This window comes from Pseudomonas sp. RIT778 (genome assembly GCF_019718735.1).
Taxonomy (GTDB): Bacteria; Pseudomonadota; Gammaproteobacteria; order Pseudomonadales; family Pseudomonadaceae; genus Aquipseudomonas; species Aquipseudomonas aphyarum.
Window position 1 is genome coordinate 1 of record NZ_JAIHBA010000061.1, and the last position, 17,790, is coordinate 17,790.

The 17,790-nt window shown below is 61.4% G+C and carries 16 protein-coding genes; 4 read left to right on the plus strand and 12 right to left on the minus strand.

Going from position 1 to position 17,790, the window contains the following annotated elements:
* From K5E37_RS28685 to betI, 3 genes are all read right to left on the minus strand, one after another.
* Positions 1-105: NAD(P)-binding protein (locus K5E37_RS28685; protein WP_221535770.1), on the minus strand; the 105-nt coding region annotated here is incomplete at its 3' end.
* 178 nt (positions 106-283) lie between these two features.
* Positions 284-1,756: a betaine-aldehyde dehydrogenase gene (gene betB, locus K5E37_RS28690; protein ID WP_007959741.1), complete on the minus strand. Its 1,473-nt coding sequence runs from the start codon at positions 1,754-1,756 to the stop codon at positions 284-286.
* Positions 1,757-1,864: 108 nt separating this feature from the next.
* Positions 1,865-2,458, minus strand: coding sequence for a transcriptional regulator BetI (gene betI / locus K5E37_RS28695; RefSeq protein WP_007959743.1), 594 nt, complete (start codon positions 2,456-2,458; stop codon positions 1,865-1,867).
* Between the two features lie 482 nt (positions 2,459-2,940).
* Between betI and K5E37_RS28700 the strand changes: the two genes are divergently transcribed.
* Positions 2,941-4,881, plus strand: coding sequence for a BCCT family transporter (locus K5E37_RS28700; RefSeq protein WP_223290698.1), 1,941 nt, complete (start codon positions 2,941-2,943; stop codon positions 4,879-4,881).
* Positions 4,882-5,107: 226 nt separating this feature from the next.
* On the opposite strand, the gene choV is transcribed toward K5E37_RS28700, so the two are convergent.
* The 3 genes from choV to K5E37_RS28715 all read right to left on the minus strand — a co-directional run bounded on the left by choV (position 5,108) and on the right by K5E37_RS28715 (position 8,155).
* Positions 5,108-6,286 carry a choline ABC transporter ATP-binding protein gene (gene choV, locus K5E37_RS28705; protein WP_007959747.1) on the minus strand — a complete coding sequence of 393 codons (1,179 nt, stop codon included), beginning with the start codon at positions 6,284-6,286 and terminating at the stop codon, positions 5,108-5,110.
* Positions 6,283-7,128, minus strand: a complete 846-nt coding sequence (choW, locus tag K5E37_RS28710) for a choline ABC transporter permease subunit (protein WP_007959749.1) — start codon at positions 7,126-7,128, stop codon at positions 6,283-6,285. Before choW ends, choV begins: the two co-directional genes overlap by 4 nt.
* A gap of 76 nt (positions 7,129-7,204) precedes the next feature.
* Complete coding sequence (locus K5E37_RS28715; RefSeq protein WP_127800322.1) at positions 7,205-8,155, minus strand: choline ABC transporter substrate-binding protein; 951 nt, start codon at positions 8,153-8,155, stop codon at positions 7,205-7,207.
* 434 nt (positions 8,156-8,589) lie between these two features.
* Here K5E37_RS28715 and K5E37_RS28720 point away from each other — a divergent pair, with 434 nt between their 5' ends.
* Complete coding sequence (locus K5E37_RS28720; protein WP_221535764.1) at positions 8,590-9,966, plus strand: L-serine ammonia-lyase; 1,377 nt, start codon at positions 8,590-8,592, stop codon at positions 9,964-9,966.
* Positions 9,967-10,506: 540 nt separating this feature from the next.
* Positions 10,507-11,610: a GlxA family transcriptional regulator gene (locus K5E37_RS28725; RefSeq protein WP_007959756.1), complete on the plus strand. Its 1,104-nt coding sequence runs from the start codon at positions 10,507-10,509 to the stop codon at positions 11,608-11,610.
* Positions 11,611-11,688: 78 nt separating this feature from the next.
* On the opposite strand, the gene K5E37_RS28730 is transcribed toward K5E37_RS28725, so the two are convergent.
* The 6 genes from K5E37_RS28730 to choX form a co-directional block, all read right to left on the minus strand.
* Positions 11,689-11,949, minus strand: coding sequence for a hypothetical protein (locus K5E37_RS28730; protein ID WP_007959758.1), 261 nt, complete (start codon positions 11,947-11,949; stop codon positions 11,689-11,691).
* A gap of 358 nt (positions 11,950-12,307) precedes the next feature.
* The gene (locus K5E37_RS28735; RefSeq protein ID WP_221535765.1) at positions 12,308-13,471 is read right to left on the minus strand and encodes a gamma-butyrobetaine dioxygenase; all 1,164 of its coding nucleotides are present in this window, start codon (positions 13,469-13,471) and stop codon (positions 12,308-12,310) included.
* A 24-nt stretch (positions 13,472-13,495) separates the two neighbouring features.
* The gene (locus tag K5E37_RS28740) at positions 13,496-13,972 is read right to left on the minus strand and encodes a thioesterase family protein (RefSeq protein WP_221535766.1); all 477 of its coding nucleotides are present in this window, start codon (positions 13,970-13,972) and stop codon (positions 13,496-13,498) included.
* A 125-nt stretch (positions 13,973-14,097) separates the two neighbouring features.
* On the minus strand, positions 14,098-15,063 hold the full coding sequence (locus K5E37_RS28745) for an L-carnitine dehydrogenase (RefSeq protein ID WP_221535767.1): 966 nt from the start codon (positions 15,061-15,063) through the stop codon (positions 14,098-14,100).
* Between the two features lie 70 nt (positions 15,064-15,133).
* Entirely contained in the window at positions 15,134-16,021 is an 888-nt protein-coding gene (locus K5E37_RS28750) for a 3-keto-5-aminohexanoate cleavage protein (protein WP_221535768.1), read from the minus strand.
* Between the two features lie 75 nt (positions 16,022-16,096).
* The gene (choX, locus tag K5E37_RS28755; RefSeq protein WP_007959767.1) at positions 16,097-17,041 is read right to left on the minus strand and encodes a choline ABC transporter substrate-binding protein; all 945 of its coding nucleotides are present in this window, start codon (positions 17,039-17,041) and stop codon (positions 16,097-16,099) included.
* A gap of 192 nt (positions 17,042-17,233) precedes the next feature.
* On the opposite strand from choX, the gene K5E37_RS28760 reads away from it, so the two are divergent.
* On the plus strand, positions 17,234-17,790 hold a 557-nt coding region (locus tag K5E37_RS28760; protein ID WP_221535769.1), incomplete at its 3' end, for an AraC family transcriptional regulator.

The following is a 17,790-nucleotide window of genomic DNA, read 5'->3' on the forward strand; positions in this document are numbered from 1 at the left end:
TTCGAGCAGCAGGACGGTGACGCCTTCGTCTTCAGTCAGACGGGTCGCCAGAGTGTTACCGGCAGAGCCGGCACCGACGATGATGTAATCGAATTCTTGGGACATTGAATGCACCCTCTTTGAAGTTGGTCAGGTCAGGCCTGGCGAGTGCTTTGCACTCGATTCGCGGGCAAGCCCGCTCCCACAGGGATCGGGGCTGCCACAGATTGGGTGGACGACATCCAATCTGTGGGAGCTGGCTTGCCAGCGAAGGCGGCCTCGCGAGCAATAAATGACTCGGGTCTTAGAACACCGAGACGTAATCGCCCAGCTCGACCTGTACCGATTTGATGCGAGTGAAGTTGTTCAGCGAGCTGATGCCGTTCTCACGGCCGACGCCCGACTGCTTGTAACCGCCAACCGGCATTTTTGCGTCGGACTCGCCCCAGGCGTTGATCCAGCAGATACCGGCTTCCAGTTGATGAATCACGCGGTGGGCGCGGTTCAGGTCGCGGGTGACGATACCGGCGGCCAGTCCGAAGTCGGTGTCGTTGGCACGGCGGATCACTTCTTCTTCGGTTTCGTAGGTCAGGATCGCCATGACCGGGCCGAAGATTTCTTCACGGACGATGGTCATGTCGTCGGTGCAGTCAGTGAACACGGTCGGAGCCACGAACGCGCCCTTGGCGAATTCGCCGTCGGTCAGACGTTCGCCGCCGCACAGAACGCGGGCGCCTTCTTCTTTACCCTTGGCGATGTAGCCCAGCACGCTTTCCATGTGCGGGAAGCTGACCAGCGGGCCGAAGTTGGTGTTTTCGTCTTCCGGGTTGCCAACGCGGATGCGGGCAACACGCTCGACGATCTTGGCTTCGAAAGCGGCTTTCAGGTGGCTCGGCACGAACACGCGAGTGCCGTTGGTGCAGACCTGACCGGAGCTGTAGAAGTTGGCCATCATGGCGGTGTCGGCGGCGCGATCCAGGTCTGCGTCGTCGCAGATGATCAGCGGGGACTTGCCGCCCAGTTCCATGGTCACGTCTTTGAGCGACGAAGCCGAAGCGCTGGCCATTACTTTTTTGCCGGTGTCGGTGCCGCCGGTGAAGGAGATTTTCTCGATGCGTGGGTGCTCGGTCAGCCAGGTGCCGACTTCACGGCCGCTGCCGGTCAGGACGTTGAACACGCCATTCGGAACGCCGGCTTCGGTGTAGATCTCGGCCAGTTTCAGGGTGGTCAGCGAGGTGACTTCGCTTGGCTTGAAGATCATCGCGTTACCGGCCGCCAGGGCTGGAGCGGATTTCCACAGGGCGATCTGGATCGGGTAGTTCCACGCGCCGATACCGGCGACAACGCCCAGCGGCTCGCGACGGGTGTAGACGAATGCGGTGTCACGCAGCGGGATCTGCTCGCCTTCGATGGCGGGTACCAGGCCTGCGTAGTATTCCAGCACGTCGGCGCCGGTGACGATGTCGACGTACTTGGTTTCGGAGAAGGCTTTACCGGTGTCCAGGGTTTCCAGGGCAGCCAGTTCATCGTTGCGCTCGCGCAGGATGTCGACGGCGCGACGCAGGATGCGCGAACGCTCCATGGCGGTCATCGCGGCCCAGATTTTCTGGCCCTTTTCAGCGCTGACCACAGCACGCTCGACGTCTTCCTTGGTCGCACGTTGCACTTGTGCGAGGACTTCACCGTTAGCCGGGTTGATGGCTTCGAAGGTGGCATCGCTGCCGGCGTCGGAGTACGCGCCATCGATGTAGAGTTTTTGCAGTTCGAAACGGGCCATAGTGTCCTCGCAAGTGCATTAGTGGTTGGCGTTGGTCACCGGGTGAGCCATATAGCTGTGGCATCACTGGTCGGTGACAGTTCAGGGGCCGAGCGTTTTCTCTGTGCTCTAGCTCACCTGCTTGGCCAATTGGAAATCCATGTATTCGTAAGCGATCTGTTGCGCCTGCGCAGTGTCGAAAGCGTCTCCCGACAGCGCGCCGCGCAACCACAAACCGTCGATCAGAGCTGCCAGTCCACGGGCGGCGGTGCGCGCATCTTCGAGCGGCAACACACGGCGGAACTCGCAGCACAGGTTGGAATACAGACGGTGATCGTTGATCCGCTGCAACCTGTGCAAAGACGGCTGGTGCATGCTGGTGGCCCAGAAGGCCAGCCAGGTTTTCATTGCCGGGCCATTGACCTGGCTGGCGTCGAAGTTGCCTTCGATGATCACCTGCAGATGCGCCCGGGGGCTGCTGTCTGCCAGCGCCTGACGGCGCGCGGTGACGCTCTCGCTGAGGGCGGTCATCAGATACCGCATCGTGGCGGCGATCAGGCCATTCTTGTCCTGAAAATAGTGACTGATGATGCCATTCGAGACACCGGCCAAACGGGCGATCAGCGCAATGCTGGCGTCCCCCATTCCGACCTGATCAACCGCCTGCAAAGTGGCTTCGATCAGTTGTTGGCGGCGGATGGGTTGCATACCGACCTTGGGCATCTTGCACATCTCCTTAGGCCTTCCGACGGGCGAATGACGCCTATCGGATTGAGGGCCAGTCTATTTTGTTTTGATTGAACGTTCAATCAACAAAGAATAAGATCTGCGACAAATCGTCGCTGCCTACAGATTTTTCCTACGTGTAAGTGGCGATAAACCGACATCCGAAAATGCTCGAAACCTGCGCGGGGCAAGGCGCGGTTCGACGTTCGATGGACGTGTTGAATGGGCAAGACGCTCAAGGCCAGGTTTCGGATGAACGTCCATGCCTCGGCCACGACGGCGATTCGCGATGCCATCTCTGCAGGTTCGGGCTTTTTTCGGGGTGTCTTTATATCACCCGCCGGTCGGCTGCCAACTAACCGATTGGTCGGGTTCCGTGTTGCCTTGTGTTCTTCTCTCGCACTGCCTGGAGCATTTGTGCCATGAGTTCTGCCTCGCTTATAAAGACCCCGCCCGAGAAGGTGACGGTCAACGGTTGGGTGTTCTACACCTCTACCGCGCTGATTCTGTTGTTGACCGCCATTCTGATCATCGCCCCGCAAGAGGCCGGCAGAATGCTGGGAGTGGCTCAGGCCTGGTTGTCCCGCAGCTTCGGCTGGTACTACATGGTGGTGATCGCCGCTTACCTGGTTTTCGTGGTGGGCCTGGCGTTTTCCTCGTACGGCAAACTCAAACTGGGTAGCAAGGACGACACCCCGGATTTCAGCTACGGCGCCTGGGCGGGGATGCTGTTCTCGTCGGGTATCGGTATTTCGCTGCTGTACTTCGGCGCTTCCGAACCGCTGGATCACTACTTCAATCCACCGGAAGGCGCGTCCGCTACCAACATGGCGGCACGTCAGGCTGTTCAGCTGACCTTCCTGCACTGGGGCCTGCACGGCTGGGCGATCTACGCATTGGTCGGTTTGGCTGTGGCCTATTTCGCTTACCGTCATAACCAGCCGCTGGCACTGCGTTCGGCGCTGTATCCGCTGGTGGGCGAGCGTTGGGTCAAGGGCGCTGCCGGTCATGCGGTGGACGGCTTCGGCATGTTCGTGACCCTGCTGGGTCTGGTGACCAACCTGGGGATCGGCTCGCTGCAAGTGTCTTCGGGCCTGGAAAACCTGTTCGGCATGGAACACAGCAACACCAACCTGCTGATCGTGATCATCGTGATGAGCACGGTGGCGACCATCGCTGCCGTGTCCGGCGTGGAAAACGGCATCCGTCGTCTGTCCAACCTCAACATCATCCTGTTCAGCGGCCTGCTGATTTTCGTTCTGCTGTTCGGCCCGACCCTGCACCTGCTCAACGGCTTCGTGCAGAACATCGGCGACTACCTCAACGGGGTGGTGCTGAAGACTTTCGACCTGTACGTCTATGAAGGCGACAGCGAGAAGTCCGACCGCTGGCTGGGCCTGTGGACTCTGTTCTACTGGGCGTGGTGGATTTCCTGGGCCCCATTTGTCGGCATGTTCATCGCGCGTATTTCCCGTGGTCGTACCGTGCGTGAACTGGTGGCTGGCGTGCTGCTGATTCCGCTGGGTTTCACCCTGGCGTGGCTGTCGATCTTCGGTAACTCGGCGCTGGATCTGGTGATGAACCAGGGTGCGGTGGAACTCGGCAAGACGGCGCTGGAACAGCCGTCGATGGCGATCTATCAGTTGCTTGAACACTACCCGGCGTCGAAAGTCGTCATCGGTGTGTCGATCTTTGTTGGTTTCGTACTGTTCCTGACCCCGGCCGACTCCGGCGCGGTGATGATGGCGAACCTGTCCTGCAAGGGCGGCAACGTCGACGAAGACGCCCCGCACTGGCTGCGGATCTTCTGGTCGGTCGTGATCACGCTGGTGACCATCGGCCTGCTGTTCGCCGGTAACTTCGAAGCCATGCAGACCATGGTGGTGCTGGCCGGTCTGCCGTTCTCGGTGGTGCTGGTGTGCTTCATGTTCGGCCTGCACAAGGCGATGCGCCAGGACATGCAGATCGAACAGGAGCAGGCGCAACTGGCTGAACGCGGTCGTCGTGGTTTCAGCGAGCGCCTGACCCAGCTGGATCTGCAACCGAGCCAGTCGGTGGTTCAGCGCTTCATGGACAAACACGTCAGCCCGGCGCTGGAAGATGCCGCTGCGCAAATGCGTGCACAGGGTCTGGAAGTGCAGACGCTGCTGGGCAAGTCCAAGCGCTGCATGGGCGTGCGGGTCGAGATGGAAGAGGGCAACCCTTTTGTCTACGAAGTGAGCCTGGACGGCTACCTGGCGACCCCGAGCGAGTCGGTTCAGTCCGATGAAGCGCGCCAGCGTTTCTACCGCGCCGAGGTGTACCTGCACAACGGCAGCCAGGACTACGACCTGATGGGCTTCACACAGGATCAGATCACACGCGATGTGCTCGATCAGTTTGAAAGCCATCGGCAGCTCCTTGGCCGGGTCTATAGCTGAGTTGTGAAGTGATCTTTCCTGCACGTTGTGCGGGAATACAAAGGGGCTCAAGTTGAGCCCCTTTTTTGTGCCTGATCGTTCCCACGCTCTGCGTGGGAATGCCTCAACGGACGCTCCGCGTTCGGCTTTTGATTTGGGACGCGGAGCGTCCCGGGCTGCATTCCCACGCGGAGCGTGGGAACGATCACGCCGCGATCCTCTCGCGGCGTTTTTGTGTCTGCTCTCTTTATCCCAGGTTCTTCCCGAGCAGCGCGTGATACAGCTCGCTGTCCCCAAGAATCCCCACCACATGGTTGTTGTCGTGCAGCACGAGTTTGTTGCCGGTCTGGTAACGGATCTGCAACGCGTCGCGCATGCCGATGTTCGAGTCCACCAGCGTCGGTTTGCGCTCCAGCCCTTCCACGGCTTGCCCCGGTGCCCAGTTCTGCAGGTTCAGCACCGAACCGTTCTGCCGCGCCCCTTTGATGGTGTTGCCTTCGGCGAGGTCCAGCCACGAGTCGCCGCCCGGATCCAGGCACACCGAACCGTTGATGCGTTTGCAGTTGTCCAGGGTGCGCATCAGGCTGCGACCGCACAGCACGTTCAGCGGGTTGGTATGGGCAACGAAGGTGCGCACGTAATCGTCCGCAGGATTGAGCACGATCTCTTCCGGCACGCTGTACTGGATGATCCGGCCGTCTTTCATGATCGCGATGCGGCTGCCGAGTTTCAGCGCCTCGTCGAGGTCGTGGCTCACGAACACGATGGTCTTGCTCAGCTTGCGTTGCAGTTCCAGCAGCTCATCCTGCAGACCCTGACGGATCAGCGGGTCGAGGGCCGAGAACGGTTCGTCCATCAGCAGAATGTCGGCGTCCATCGCCAGTGCGCGGGCCAGACCGACACGCTGCTGCATGCCGCCGGACAGCTCGTCGGGCTTCTTGTTGCGCCACTGGGTCAGGCCCACCAGTTCGAGTTTTTCATCGACCAGCTTGCGCCGTTCCTTCTCCGGACGACCCTGCATTTCCAGACCAAAACTGATGTTCTCGCGCACCGTCAGCCAGGGCATCAGGGCGAACTTCTGGAACACCATCGCGATGCGTTTGGTGCGCATCATTTTCAGCTCGGCCGGGGTGCAGGACGCGATGTCGATCTGCTTGCCTTCGTGTTCGACGAACAGCTTGCCGCGGCTCACGGTGTTGAGGCCGTTGATGCAGCGCAGCAGGCTCGACTTGCCGGAGCCGGACAGGCCCATCAGCACGCAGATCTCGCCTTTGTTGATGTCGAGGCTGGCCTTTTCAACGCCGACGATCTGCCCGGTCTTTTTCAGGATCTCACTGCGGGTCAAGCCTTGATCGAGAAGTTTCAGTGCTTCGCGCGGATCCTTGGTGAAGATCACGTCAACGTTATCGAAGCGAATTATGCTCATGCGTCACCCCCTACTTTGGCGTCGGGTTGTTTGCAGATACGGTCGAGCATGATCGCCAGCAGTACGATCGCCAGGCCCGCTTCGAAGCCCAGGGCGATATCAGCAGTGTTCAGTGCGTTGACCACCGGTTTGCCGAGTCCGTCGGCGCCCACCAGTGCCGCGATCACCACCATCGATAGCGACAGCATGATGCACTGGGTGATGCCGGCCGCGATGCTCGGCATGGCGTGAGGCAGTTCGATCCGTGAAAGCAGTTGGCGACGCGAGCAGCCGAAGGCCTTGCCGGCGTCCATCAGTTCTTGCGGGACATCGCGGATGCCCAGGTAGGTCAGGCGGATCGGCGCGGCGATGGCGAACACCACCGTCGAGATCAGGCCCGGTACCACGCCCAGCCCGAAGAGGGTCAGGGTAGGAATGAGGTAAACGAAGGTCGGTACGGTCTGCATCAGATCGAGTACCGGCCTCATCAAAGTGTAGAACATCGGTTTGTGCGCGGCGACGATGCCCAGGGGCACGCCGATGACCACGCAGACCAGGGTCGCGAACATGACCTGGGCGAGGGTTTCCATGGTTTCCTGCCAGTACCCCAGGTTGAGGATCAGCAGGAAGGAGGCGACCACGAACGCGGTCAGGCCCCATTTGCGTTGAATGAAGTGGGCCAGCAGGGCGATGAGGCCGATCAGCACCAGCGGGTTGAACCAGGTCAGCGCGAACGTCACGCCGTGGATCATCGTTTCCAGGGTCACGGCGATTGCGTCGAAAGTGTTGGCGCCGTGTTGCGTCAACCATTCAACGAAGCCCGCGATGTACTGGCCTAAAGGGATTTTCTGATCAATCAGCATGGTAGTGAACGTCCGCATGCAAGGAATAAACAGCCCGGGCGGTTAGCCCGCCCGGCATAAGCGATGCCTCTTTAATTCAAGGCTGTGCGAGTTTGGCTTTCACGGCCTCCAGGCCTGGTTTACCGTCAATGGTGGTCACGCCAGCGAGCCAGGTATCGAGCACCTGTGGATTCTTTTTGAGCCAGGCCTTGGCGGCCGCGTCAGGCTTCATCTTGTCGTCCAGGATGTTGCCCATCAGTTCGCTTTCCATGTCGACGGTGAACTCCAGGTTTTTCAGCAGTTGGCCAACGTTGCTGCATTCCTCGGCGTAGCCCTTGCGGGTGTTGGTCGCCACGGTGGCGGCGCCGAAATCCGGGCCGAAGAAATCGTCACCACCGGTCAGGTACTGAATCTTGAAACGCTTGTTCATCGGGTGCGGCGCCCAGCCGAGGAACACCACGGCGGTGTCGCGTTTTTGTGCGCGGTCGACCTGCGACAGCATGCCCGCTTCGCTGGACTCGACGACCTTGAAGCCGGCGGTTTTGAGGCCGAAGGCGTCCTTGTCGATCATGCTCTGGATCAGGCGGTTGCCGTCGTTGCCCGGCTCGATCCCGTAGATCTTGCCGTCGAGCTCTTTCTTGAATTTGGCGATGTCGGCGAAGTCGTGCAGACCCTTGTCATACAAGGCCTGCGGAACGGCGAGGGTGTACTTGGCGCCCTTGAGGTTGGTGCGCACGGTTTCCACGGTGCCGGCGTCGCGGTAGGCCTTGATGTCGTTTTCCATGGTCGGCATCCAGTTGCCGAGGAACACGTCCATGTTCTTGCCGTCGGCCAGCGACTTGTAGGTCACGGGTACGGAGATCATGGTGGTCTTGGTCTTGTAGCCGAGGGCCTGAAGCACGACGGAGGTGGTGGCGGTTGTTGCGGTGATGTCGGTCCAGCCGACATCGGAGAAGTTCACGGTACTGCACTGCGCCGGTTCTGCGGCTTGAGCCAGTAACGGCAGACTCAGCATGGCGGCCAACAACAACGACGGGGAACCTTTCATGAATGGACTCCTTGGTGTTTTTTTTGGCAGTGTTCCGATTGGACCACCGCACTTATGGGTTGCGGTTGGATGGCGTTCTGGAGACAGCTCTACCGCAGCGCCTTGCAATCGAGTCGATACGATCATGTACCAGTGAAAATCTGACGCCTACAGGGTGCGTCGTATCCAGTACAGGGATGGTCGCATCCAGTGTCAGTGACGTCGTTTACAGCTTTTTTCTGCCCTGTCTGGCCATCTGAACCGCATAAAAACGGCGAAAACACGGGCTGAAACCGGCACGGCGTTAGTGGGCATGAGTGCGTCGGTGTCAGACGCCGAGCGACCCGGGAAAAGCCCGATGATGCGGGCATTCCGGCGGATTGCAGCTTGAGCGTAGCAGCTCCGCCAGCGGGCGCTTCACGCCCCGGACCGGCACTCTCAGGAGCTCTGCAGCAATGGCTATCAGCGTTTTCGACCTGTTCAAAATCGGCATTGGCCCTTCCAGTTCCCACACCGTCGGGCCCATGCGCGCCTCCGCCCTGTTCGTCGAGTCGTTGCGCGACAAACATCTACTGGAGCAGGTGCGTCGCATCGAGGTGCAGTTGTTCGGTTCGCTGTCGGCCACTGGTGTCGGTCATGGCAGCGACAACGCGGTGATCATGGGTCTGATGGGCGAGTGGCCGGACGCGATCGACCCGTCGCAGATCGGCCCGCGGATCCAGGCCCTGCGTGAAACCCACACGCTGTTGCTCGACGGTCGTTTGTCGGTGCCCTTTATATGGGGCCGCGACATGCGCCTGATCGACGAGAACCTGCCGTTCCATCCCAACGCCATGACCCTGGTTGCCGAAGGCGATCACGGCGAGCTGCATCGCGACACCTACTATTCGGTCGGCGGTGGTTTTGTGGTGGACGAGGCGCAGGCCTCCAGCGGCGTGGTGGATCTGGATCGCACCGAGTTGCCTTACGACTTTTCCAGCGCGGTGGAGCTGCTGGAGCTGTGCAAGACCCACAACCTGCGCGTGGCCGAATTGATGATGGCCAACGAGAAGGTCTGGCGCAGCGAGGAAGAAATCCGCGCCGGCCTGATGAAACTCTGGCGGGCGATGCAGGATTGCGTCGAGCAGGGCCTCAAGCACGAAGGCATCCTGCCCGGCGGCCTCAACGTGCGCCGCCGCGCGGCGAAGTTGCACCGCAGCCTTCAGGAATTGAACAAGCCCAACGTGATCGGCTCGACCCTCAGCGCCATGGAGTGGGTCAACCTGTTCGCCCTCGCGGTGAACGAGGAAAACGCCGCCGGCGGACGCATGGTCACGGCGCCCACCAACGGCGCGGCGGGGATCATTCCGGCGGTGCTGCATTACTTCATGAAATTCAGCGAGGCAGTGACCGACGCCAACGTGGTCGACTACTTCCTCGGCGCCGCAGCGGTGGGAATTCTGTGCAAGAAGAACGCTTCGATCTCCGGCGCTGAAGTCGGCTGTCAGGGTGAGGTCGGTTCGGCTTGTGCGATGGCGGCGGCAGGGCTGGCGGAAATCCTTGGCGCAAGCCCCGAGCAGTTGTGCAACGCGGCGGAAATCGGCCTGGAACATAACCTCGGCCTGACCTGCGATCCGGTGGGTGGCCTGGTGCAAGTGCCGTGCATCGAGCGCAATGCGATTGCGGCGGTGAAGGCGATCAACGCGGCGCAGATGGCCTTGCGCGGGGACGGCCAACACTTTATTTCGCTGGACCGGGTGATCCGCACCATGCGCGATACCGGCGCCGACATGCATGACAAATATAAAGAGACTTCTCGGGGCGGGTTGGCGGTCAGTGCGGTTGAATGTTGAGTCAGTAAATCCGAGGTGTGGCCTTCGCGAGCAAGCCCGCTCCCACATTCGATCGCATTCCGGCAGAGGAACTCGCTCAATTGTGGAAGCTGGCTTGCCAGCGATGAGGCCGGACCAGTCAAAACTGCGCGTTAAGTGCACACCGGAATCAAAACGCGCCACCTTTTGGCGCGTCGCTATCAGATAAGAGTCTTTCCCACCTCCAGCGCCTGATTTGCAGGCGCTACCGTCCGTCACCCGTGCCTGCGGTGACACTGTAGGACAATCGTGCGCAGGCCAGTTCCCACAAGTGCTACCGATTTGCTCACACGCATCGGAGCAGGGCATTCGCGGCCGCTGATGGCACTTCGAATTACCTTTGGTCGGGGCGCTTGTATAGACGCGTCGCGACGTCGTTTTCAGGAGTTATTGAACAGCCATTCAAATTTAGGCATGGCAATTGCTCTGTCATAACAAAGCCCGTCTCACGCAAGAGAACGATGGCAATAACAAGAGCCTCCGCCTGAGGCCATCACCCGCTTTGTGTGAGGAGATACCGCGATGACGTCGTTCAACTCCGGGGCTCAACCCCAGAACCGTGCGCCTCAATCCATCGGCTTTCTGCTGCTGGACAATTTCACGCTGATTTCCCTGGCTTCCGCAGTCGAACCGCTGCGGATGGCCAACCAGTTGTCCGGTCGCGAGCTGTATCGCTGGACCACCCTCACTGTCGATGGCGGCCAGGTTTGGGCCAGTGACGGTCTGCAGATCACCCCCGACGCCTCCATGCACAAAGCCCCGGCCCTCGACACCATCATCGTGTGCGGCGGGATCGGCATTCAACGCACCGTTACCCGTGAACACGTCTCGTGGCTGCAAAGCCAGGCGCGTCAGTCGCGACGCCTCGGCGCCGTGTGCACCGGCAGCTGGGCCCTGGCCTGCGCCGGCCTGCTCGACGGTTTTGATTGCAGCGTGCACTGGGAATGTCTGGCGGCGATGCAGGAAGCTTTCCCGCGCGTTGCGATGAGCACCCGTCTGTTCACCCTCGACCGCAACCGTTTCACCAGCTCCGGCGGCACCGCGCCGCTGGACATGATGCTGCACCTGATCAGCCGCGATCACGGCCGTGAACTGTCCGCCGCGATCTCGGAAATGTTCGTCTACGAGCGCATCCGCAACGAGCAGGATCACCAGCGTGTGCCGCTCAAGCACATGCTCGGCACCAACCAGCCGAAACTGCAGGAAATCGTCGCGCTGATGGAAGCCAACCTGGAAGAGCCGATCGACCTCGACGAACTGGCGGTGTACGTCGCCGTGTCCCGTCGTCAGCTCGAGCGCCTGTTCCAGAAATACCTGCACTGCTCGCCGTCGCGCTACTACCTCAAGCTGCGTCTGATCCGTGCGCGGCAGCTGCTGAAGCAGACGCCGATGTCGATCATCGAAGTGGCGTCGGTCTGCGGGTTCGTGTCGACACCGCACTTCTCCAAGTGCTACCGCGAATACTTCGGCATTCCGCCGCGTGACGAGCGCGTCGGCTCCAACACCACCCAGCAGGTGGCGATGATGCCGCTGCCGCAAGCCATCGTGATGTCGCCGCTGTCCGGGCCGATGTCGGCGCTGAGCCAGGCACGCAACGAGTCGACCTTCGCCAGCGTGCGCCTCTAAAACGAAAGATCGCAGCCTGCGACAGCGCCTTCAGGAAAGGCACTGTCGCAGGCTGCGATCTTTTTTTTGGGTCAGATGTCAGGCGCGGGTTTGCTGATACTGCGCCAGGGCCGGCAGCAACTGCTTGTCGATGGCTTCGCGCACGGTCGGCTGAATGCTCGCGCTGCTGGTGTACATCTGCTTGACCATGGTGCGCAGCGTGTTGGCCCGCACATCGTCCAGACCCCGCACCGCGCACTCGCAGGCCTGCTGGGCAGTGGAGCCCGACGGTACTTCGAATCCCAACGACTTGAGCTGGCCCAACAGGTCTTCCTGATCGATCAAATCGGCATACATCATGACGCGAATCCTTCTTCGGCAACGGAGGTCGTGGCTCGATTCTGGTAGGCATGCCCAGGCACGGCAAGGGCGATTTGTCGCAGTGTCCACATTGGCTATGAGCATGTCGTTTTCGGCTAACTTGCCGGCAAGGGGAGTGGGCACACTGGACCCAGCTCGCTTCACGAAGGTTTGGTCACCCTCGCCACGGCAGCTCCTCAACAGTACCCTCGCCCCGATCCTGTCACGGCTTGTATCGGGGCTTTTTTTGCCTGTGTGTCAGGTAAATCGAGGTGCATTCATCGCCAGCAGGCTGGCTCCCACATTGAAATGCGCTCTTTGTGGGAGCCAGCCTGCTGGCGATGAACGATGACGCGGTTTAGCGCTGCAACACTAGAATCCGCGACAACAACTCATCCCGGTCGATGTAGCAGCCCTGAAAATGCCGGGCTCCGGTGGCCGGGTCGAACGCATTGCGCGCGTGCAGGGTGCGGCGGTTGTCGAAGCACCACAGCTCGCCCGGATTGAGCCGCTGCATCACCCGGAAGCGTGGCTCGCGGGTCATGGCGATGAAGCGCCGGTAAGCGCGATACAGCAAGGGCATTTGCTCCACAGACGTGTCGAACGCCCCGCGCAGAAAGTTGGCCATGCGGATTTCCGCGACCCGGCCCAACGCGTCCAGGGCGATGACCGGCGCCAGGCAGCGGTAGTCGCTGTGGCGGTCCTTGTTGCGAAACTCCACCGGGATCTCGCACAGCGCCTGAAACGACGATGGATCTTCCTGACGCAACGCTTCGGCAATCGCAAAACCGTCGACGAAAATGCTCTCGCCACCCTCGGCATCGTTCACCAGACAATGCAGAAATTGCAGGCCCGGTTGCAGCTCGCGGGTCGGCAGGTCCGTGTGCAATGGCAGGTTGAAAGCGGTGTAGGCATTGCTGTCGGCGTCGGCCTTGGATTGCACGTTGAACAGCACGCCGAAGTTGCTCTCGCGGATGAACGAAATACGCTGGGCGATCAGCTTCAGCGAACCGGGTTCGGTGGGTACGCCGCGCACCTGGGTCAGGCCGATGTCGCGTACCGCCAGCAACCATTGCAGCAGCGCAGCGTTGTCGTTCATCAGGGCTGAATAGTCGAACACCGGCAACTGCAAATCGCTGCGCCACAGGAAGGGTTTCGGCTTGGCGGCAAGGCGTTCGGCGCGGGATTCCTCGTCATAGGCGTGGGCTCGCAGCCAACCGGCGTCGAAGCGGCTAAGGTGGCCGTCCTGCCAGTCGATGCGCAGGCAGCCATCGGTGTCGATATGTGCGGCGGAGGGCGACAGATCCTGCGCCGCATCGACGATCTCGAACACCTGCTCGCGGGTGACGCTGTAGACGCAGTGCGGGCACGGACAGTTGTCGCGCAGCCACACGTGGTGAAACGGGCTGACACGCCCGTCGGCCCATTCGATCAGGACGCGATCCGCCAGGTTCTGCACGCCGTTCAGCGCGCTGATCAACGGATAAGTACGGAAATCGGCAACTGCAGCGGCGGTGTGCATGGCGGCTCCTTGCGGTGGATGGATTTACCGGGCTGGCGGCAGGGCGATGACCCGGCCGATGTAAGCAGGCGCGGGCAGGTCGGCCTGCTCGGCGACGATGGCTTGCAGACGGCCCAGGGTGTCCGGGGTAAACGGCGCGGAACGCGGCCCGGCGAGGTCGACGTGCAGCAGCATCTGCTCGTTGCCGGCCAGCTCCTTGTCACCGCCGGCAAGGTGCAGGCTGTGATAGAGGTGCAGGCGTTTCTGGTCGAGGCCGATGATCTGCGTGCGCACTTCGACTTCGGCATCGAGCTTCACTTCGTGCAGATAGTTGAGGTGCAGTTCGAGGGTGAACAGCGAGTGACCGCTGGCTTCGCGATTGTTGCTGTCCATGCCGAGACGATCCATCAGGGCGTCGGTGGCATAGCTGAAAATCAGCAGATAGAAGGCGTCGCGCAGGTGGCCGTTGTAGTCGACCCAGTCGGGGATGATGCGGGTTTGGTAGGTGGTGAGTGTGGGCATATTTTCTCCTGATGCGATCGTTCCCACGCTCTGCGTGGGAACGCCTCCTGTGACGCTCTGCGTCACGCTTCTGGGACGCAGAGCGTCCCGGGCTGCATTCCCACGCAAAGCGTGGGAACGATCGATTACTCGCTGAAACTCATCCCGTGCTTTTCTTTCGTGGTCTTCACCGCCTCAAGCACCGCCAGCAAGCAATCATCACGATAGCGCTCCAGCGCCGAAATACTGTGCCGGCCCAACTGATCGCTGGTGCCATCCACCACATCGTCGATCAACTTGTCGGTCAGTTCCGGCGCCGGCAGGTACGTCCACGGCAACTGCAGCGCCGGGCCGAACTGCGACATGAAGTGGCGCATGCCGGCATCGCCACCGGCCAGGGTGTAGGTCAAGAACGTGCCCATGAACGACCAGCGCAGACCGGCGCCAAAGCGGATTGCATCATCGATCTCACCCGTGGTCGCCACGCCGTCGTTGACCAGATGCAGCGCCTCGCGCCACAGCGCTTCGAGCAGGCGGTCGGCGATGAAGCCCGGCACTTCCTTGCGCACATGCAGCGGGCGCATGCCGAGGGATTCGTAGACTTTCATCGCCGCTTGAACCGCTTCCGGCGCGGTGTTCTTGCCACCGACCACTTCCACCAATGGCAGCAGGTAAACCGGGTTGAACGGGTGGCCGACCACGCAGCGTTCCGGGTGGGTCGAGCTCTCGTAGAATTCGCTCGGCAGCAGGCCCGAAGTACTGGAACCGATCAATGCATTCGGCTTGGCCTCCGCGCTGATTTTGCTGTGCAGCTCCAGTTTCAGTTCGAGGCGTTCCGGGGCGCTTTCCTGGATGAAGTCCGCATCGCGCACGCACTCTTCAATGGTCGCGACAAAGCGCAGACGATCCTGCGACGCGCCCGGCGCCAGACCGTTTTTCTCCAGCGCGCCCCACGCGTTTGCCACGCGTTTGCGCAGCGCCGCTTCGGCCCCCGGCGCCGGGTCCCAGGCCACCACGTCAAGGCCGTGGGCGAGGGCGCGGGCGACCCAGCCGCTGCCGATGACGCCGCTGCCCAGTGCTGCGAAGGTTTTGATTTCGGTGATAAAGCTCATGGTCACTTCCTGGAATGAGGCAAAAAAACGGTGGGCGTCAATGGCCCGCCCACCGGGGGAAAGGGTGATTTCAGCCGCGCTGGGTCAGGCCCATCTTCCTGCGACCTTCAGCCGGGGTCAGCACGCGGGCGCCGAGGCGGCTGAGGATCTCAGTGGCGCGCTCGACCAGTTGGCCGTTGGTCGCCAGCACACCTTTGTCCAGCCACAGGTTGTCTTCCAGACCGACCCGCACGTTGCCGCCAAGCAGCACCGCTTGCGCGGCCATCGGCATCTGCATCCGGCCGATGCCGAAGCCGGCCCACACCGCGTCGGCAGGCAGGTTGTCGACCATGGCTTTCATGGTGGTGGTGTCGGCCGGCGCGCCCCACGGGATGCCCAGGCACAGCTGGAACAGCGGATTGTCCAGCAGGCCTTCCTTGATCATCTGTTTGGCGAACCACAGGTGCCCGGTGTCGAAAATCTCCAGCTCCGCCTTCACGCCCAGCTCGGTGATGCGCTTCGCGCCAGCCCGCAGTTGGGCCGGGGTGGAGACGTAAATGGTGTCGCCGTCGCCGAAGTTCAGGGTGCCGCAATCCAGGGTGCAGATTTCCGGCAGCAGTTCTTCGACGTGGGCCAGACGAGTCAGCGGGCCGACCAGATCGGTGTTCGGGCCGAACTCCATCGGGTTCTCGCCCGGGCCGATTTCCAGGTCGCCACCCATGCCGGCGGTGAGGTTGACGATGATGTCGACGTCGGCTTCGCGGATGCGCTCCATGACTTCGCGGTACAGCGCCACGTCACGGCTGAACTTGCCGGTCTGCGGGTCACGAACGTGGCAGTGCACGACCGTGGCACCAGCCTTGGCCGCTTCTACTGCGGCTGCGGCGATCTGTTTCGGGGTGACCGGCACGTGAGGGCTCTTGGCGGTCGTGTCGCCAGCACCGGTGAGTGCGCAGGTGATGATGACGTCGTGGTTCATGGTGCGTTTTCCTTCAGGCGTGATGGGTCTGTTCGCAGCCCGTGGCGGGCTGCGAAGTGGTTCGTTCGTTACGGTTTATTTGCTGGTGAGCTGGAGGTTTTCAGCCGCCGGTTTGCCATCGAAGGTGGTGACGCCTTCGAGCCAGCGCTGTTTGTCCTGCGGGTGATCCTTGAGCCATTGTTTGGCCGATTCGAAAGCGTCCTTGTGATCGAGCAGCGGCTGCATCATCCGGCTCTCGTCTTCGGCGGTGAACGTCAGGTTGCTCAGCAGGCGGCTGACGTTCGGGCATTGTTCGGCGTATTTCGGCGCGGTCACGGTCCATACGGTGGCCATGCCTTCGTTCGGCCCGAGGGCGTCATCGCTGCCGGTCAGATAGGTCATTTGCACATTGACGTTCATCGGGTGCGGCGCCCAGCCGAAGAACACCACGGCTTCCTTGCGGCGCACTGCGCGATCGACGGCGGCGAGCATGCCGGCCTCGCTCGATTCGACGAGCTGGAATTTGCCAAGGCCGAACTGATTCTTGGCGATCATCGCCTTGATCTGGGTGTTGGCGCCCGAGCCTGGCTCGATGCCGTAGATCTTGCCGCCCAACTCTTTTTCAAACTTGGCGATGTCGGCGAAGGTTTTCAGGCCCTTGTCCGCCAGGTAGGTCGGCACGGCGAGGGTGGCGCGGGCGTCCTTGAGGCTTGGCGCTTCAAGCACCTTGACCTGATTGGCGTCGACGAACGGGGTGATGGTCTGGGTCATCAGCGGGTTCCAGTAGCCGAGGAACAGATCCAGGCGCTGGTCGCGGATGCCGGCGAAAACGATTTGCTGAGAGGCGCTGGTCTGTTTGGTGCTGTAGCCGAGCCCGTCGAGCAGAACCTGGGCCATCGCACTGGTGGCGATCACGTCGGTCCAGTTCACCACGCCCATGCGCACGTTCTGACACGATGCGGAATCGGCCGCCATGACGCTGGCGCTTAAAAACGCGGTACCGCTGAGTGCGAGAACACAGCTGCTGATCAGTCGTTTCATGTCGGGTTCCTCGGCAGGTCATTATTGTGGGTTCCGGTGTCTGTGCGCCGGTGATGCTCAAATTACGCAGCTGTACGCCCTTGAAAGCGCACTGCGGCGACCAGCTCTTGCACTGCAGCGACCTGTCCCCTTGAATGCCGCCGACAACTGGCGTATCAACGTTGCACGCTACCCGCTAACCGAGTGCGCGCCATGTCCCAGGATTTCTACTTTCTGTTGATGCCGGGTTTTTCCGCCATCGGCTTCATCTCTGCGATCGAACCGCTGCGGGTGGCCAACCGCTTTCGCGGCGAGTTGTACCGCTGGCACGTCTTGAGCGCCGATGGCGGGGCGGTGCTGGCGAGTAACGGGATGTCGGTCAACGCGGATGCGGCGCTGGAGCCGCTGAAGAAAGGGGCGACGTTGCTGGTGGTCGCCGGTTTCGAACCACTGAAATTCGCCACCCCGGCGCTGGAGCACTGGCTGCGACGGCTGGACAACGAAGGCGTGACCCTCGGCGCCATCGACACCGGTAGCTTCGTCCTCGCCGAGGCCGGCCTGCTCGATGGCCATCGCCTGACGCTGCACTGGGAAGCCATCGACGCCTTCAAGGAATCTTATCCGCAGCTCAGCGTCACCCAGGAGCTGTTCGAGATCGACCGCCGACGCATCACGTCTGCCGGCGGCACCGCATCGATTGACCTGATGCTCGACCTGATCGCCCAGGCCCACGGCCCGCAACTGGCGATCCAGGTCAGCGAGCAGTTTGT

Coding starts and splice junctions, on each gene's coding strand:
- betB (WP_007959741.1), bottom strand. CDS start 1,756: ATGGCCCGTTTCGAACTGCAAAAACTCTACATCGATGGCGCGTACTCC.
- betI (WP_007959743.1), bottom strand. CDS start 2,458: ATGCCCAAGGTCGGTATGCAACCCATCCGCCGCCAACAACTGATCGAA.
- choV (WP_007959747.1), bottom strand. CDS start 6,286: ATGAGCATAATTCGCTTCGATAACGTTGACGTGATCTTCACCAAGGAT.
- choW (WP_007959749.1), bottom strand. CDS start 7,128: ATGCTGATTGATCAGAAAATCCCTTTAGGCCAGTACATCGCGGGCTTC.
- K5E37_RS28715 (WP_127800322.1), bottom strand. CDS start 8,155: ATGAAAGGTTCCCCGTCGTTGTTGTTGGCCGCCATGCTGAGTCTGCCG.
- K5E37_RS28720 (WP_221535764.1), top strand. CDS start 8,590: ATGGCTATCAGCGTTTTCGACCTGTTCAAAATCGGCATTGGCCCTTCC.
- K5E37_RS28725 (WP_007959756.1), top strand. CDS start 10,507: ATGACGTCGTTCAACTCCGGGGCTCAACCCCAGAACCGTGCGCCTCAA.
- K5E37_RS28730 (WP_007959758.1), bottom strand. CDS start 11,949: ATGATGTATGCCGATTTGATCGATCAGGAAGACCTGTTGGGCCAGCTC.
- K5E37_RS28735 (WP_221535765.1), bottom strand. CDS start 13,471: ATGCACACCGCCGCTGCAGTTGCCGATTTCCGTACTTATCCGTTGATC.
- K5E37_RS28740 (WP_221535766.1), bottom strand. CDS start 13,972: ATGCCCACACTCACCACCTACCAAACCCGCATCATCCCCGACTGGGTC.
- K5E37_RS28745 (WP_221535767.1), bottom strand. CDS start 15,063: ATGAGCTTTATCACCGAAATCAAAACCTTCGCAGCACTGGGCAGCGGC.
- K5E37_RS28750 (WP_221535768.1), bottom strand. CDS start 16,021: ATGAACCACGACGTCATCATCACCTGCGCACTCACCGGTGCTGGCGAC.
- choX (WP_007959767.1), bottom strand. CDS start 17,041: ATGAAACGACTGATCAGCAGCTGTGTTCTCGCACTCAGCGGTACCGCG.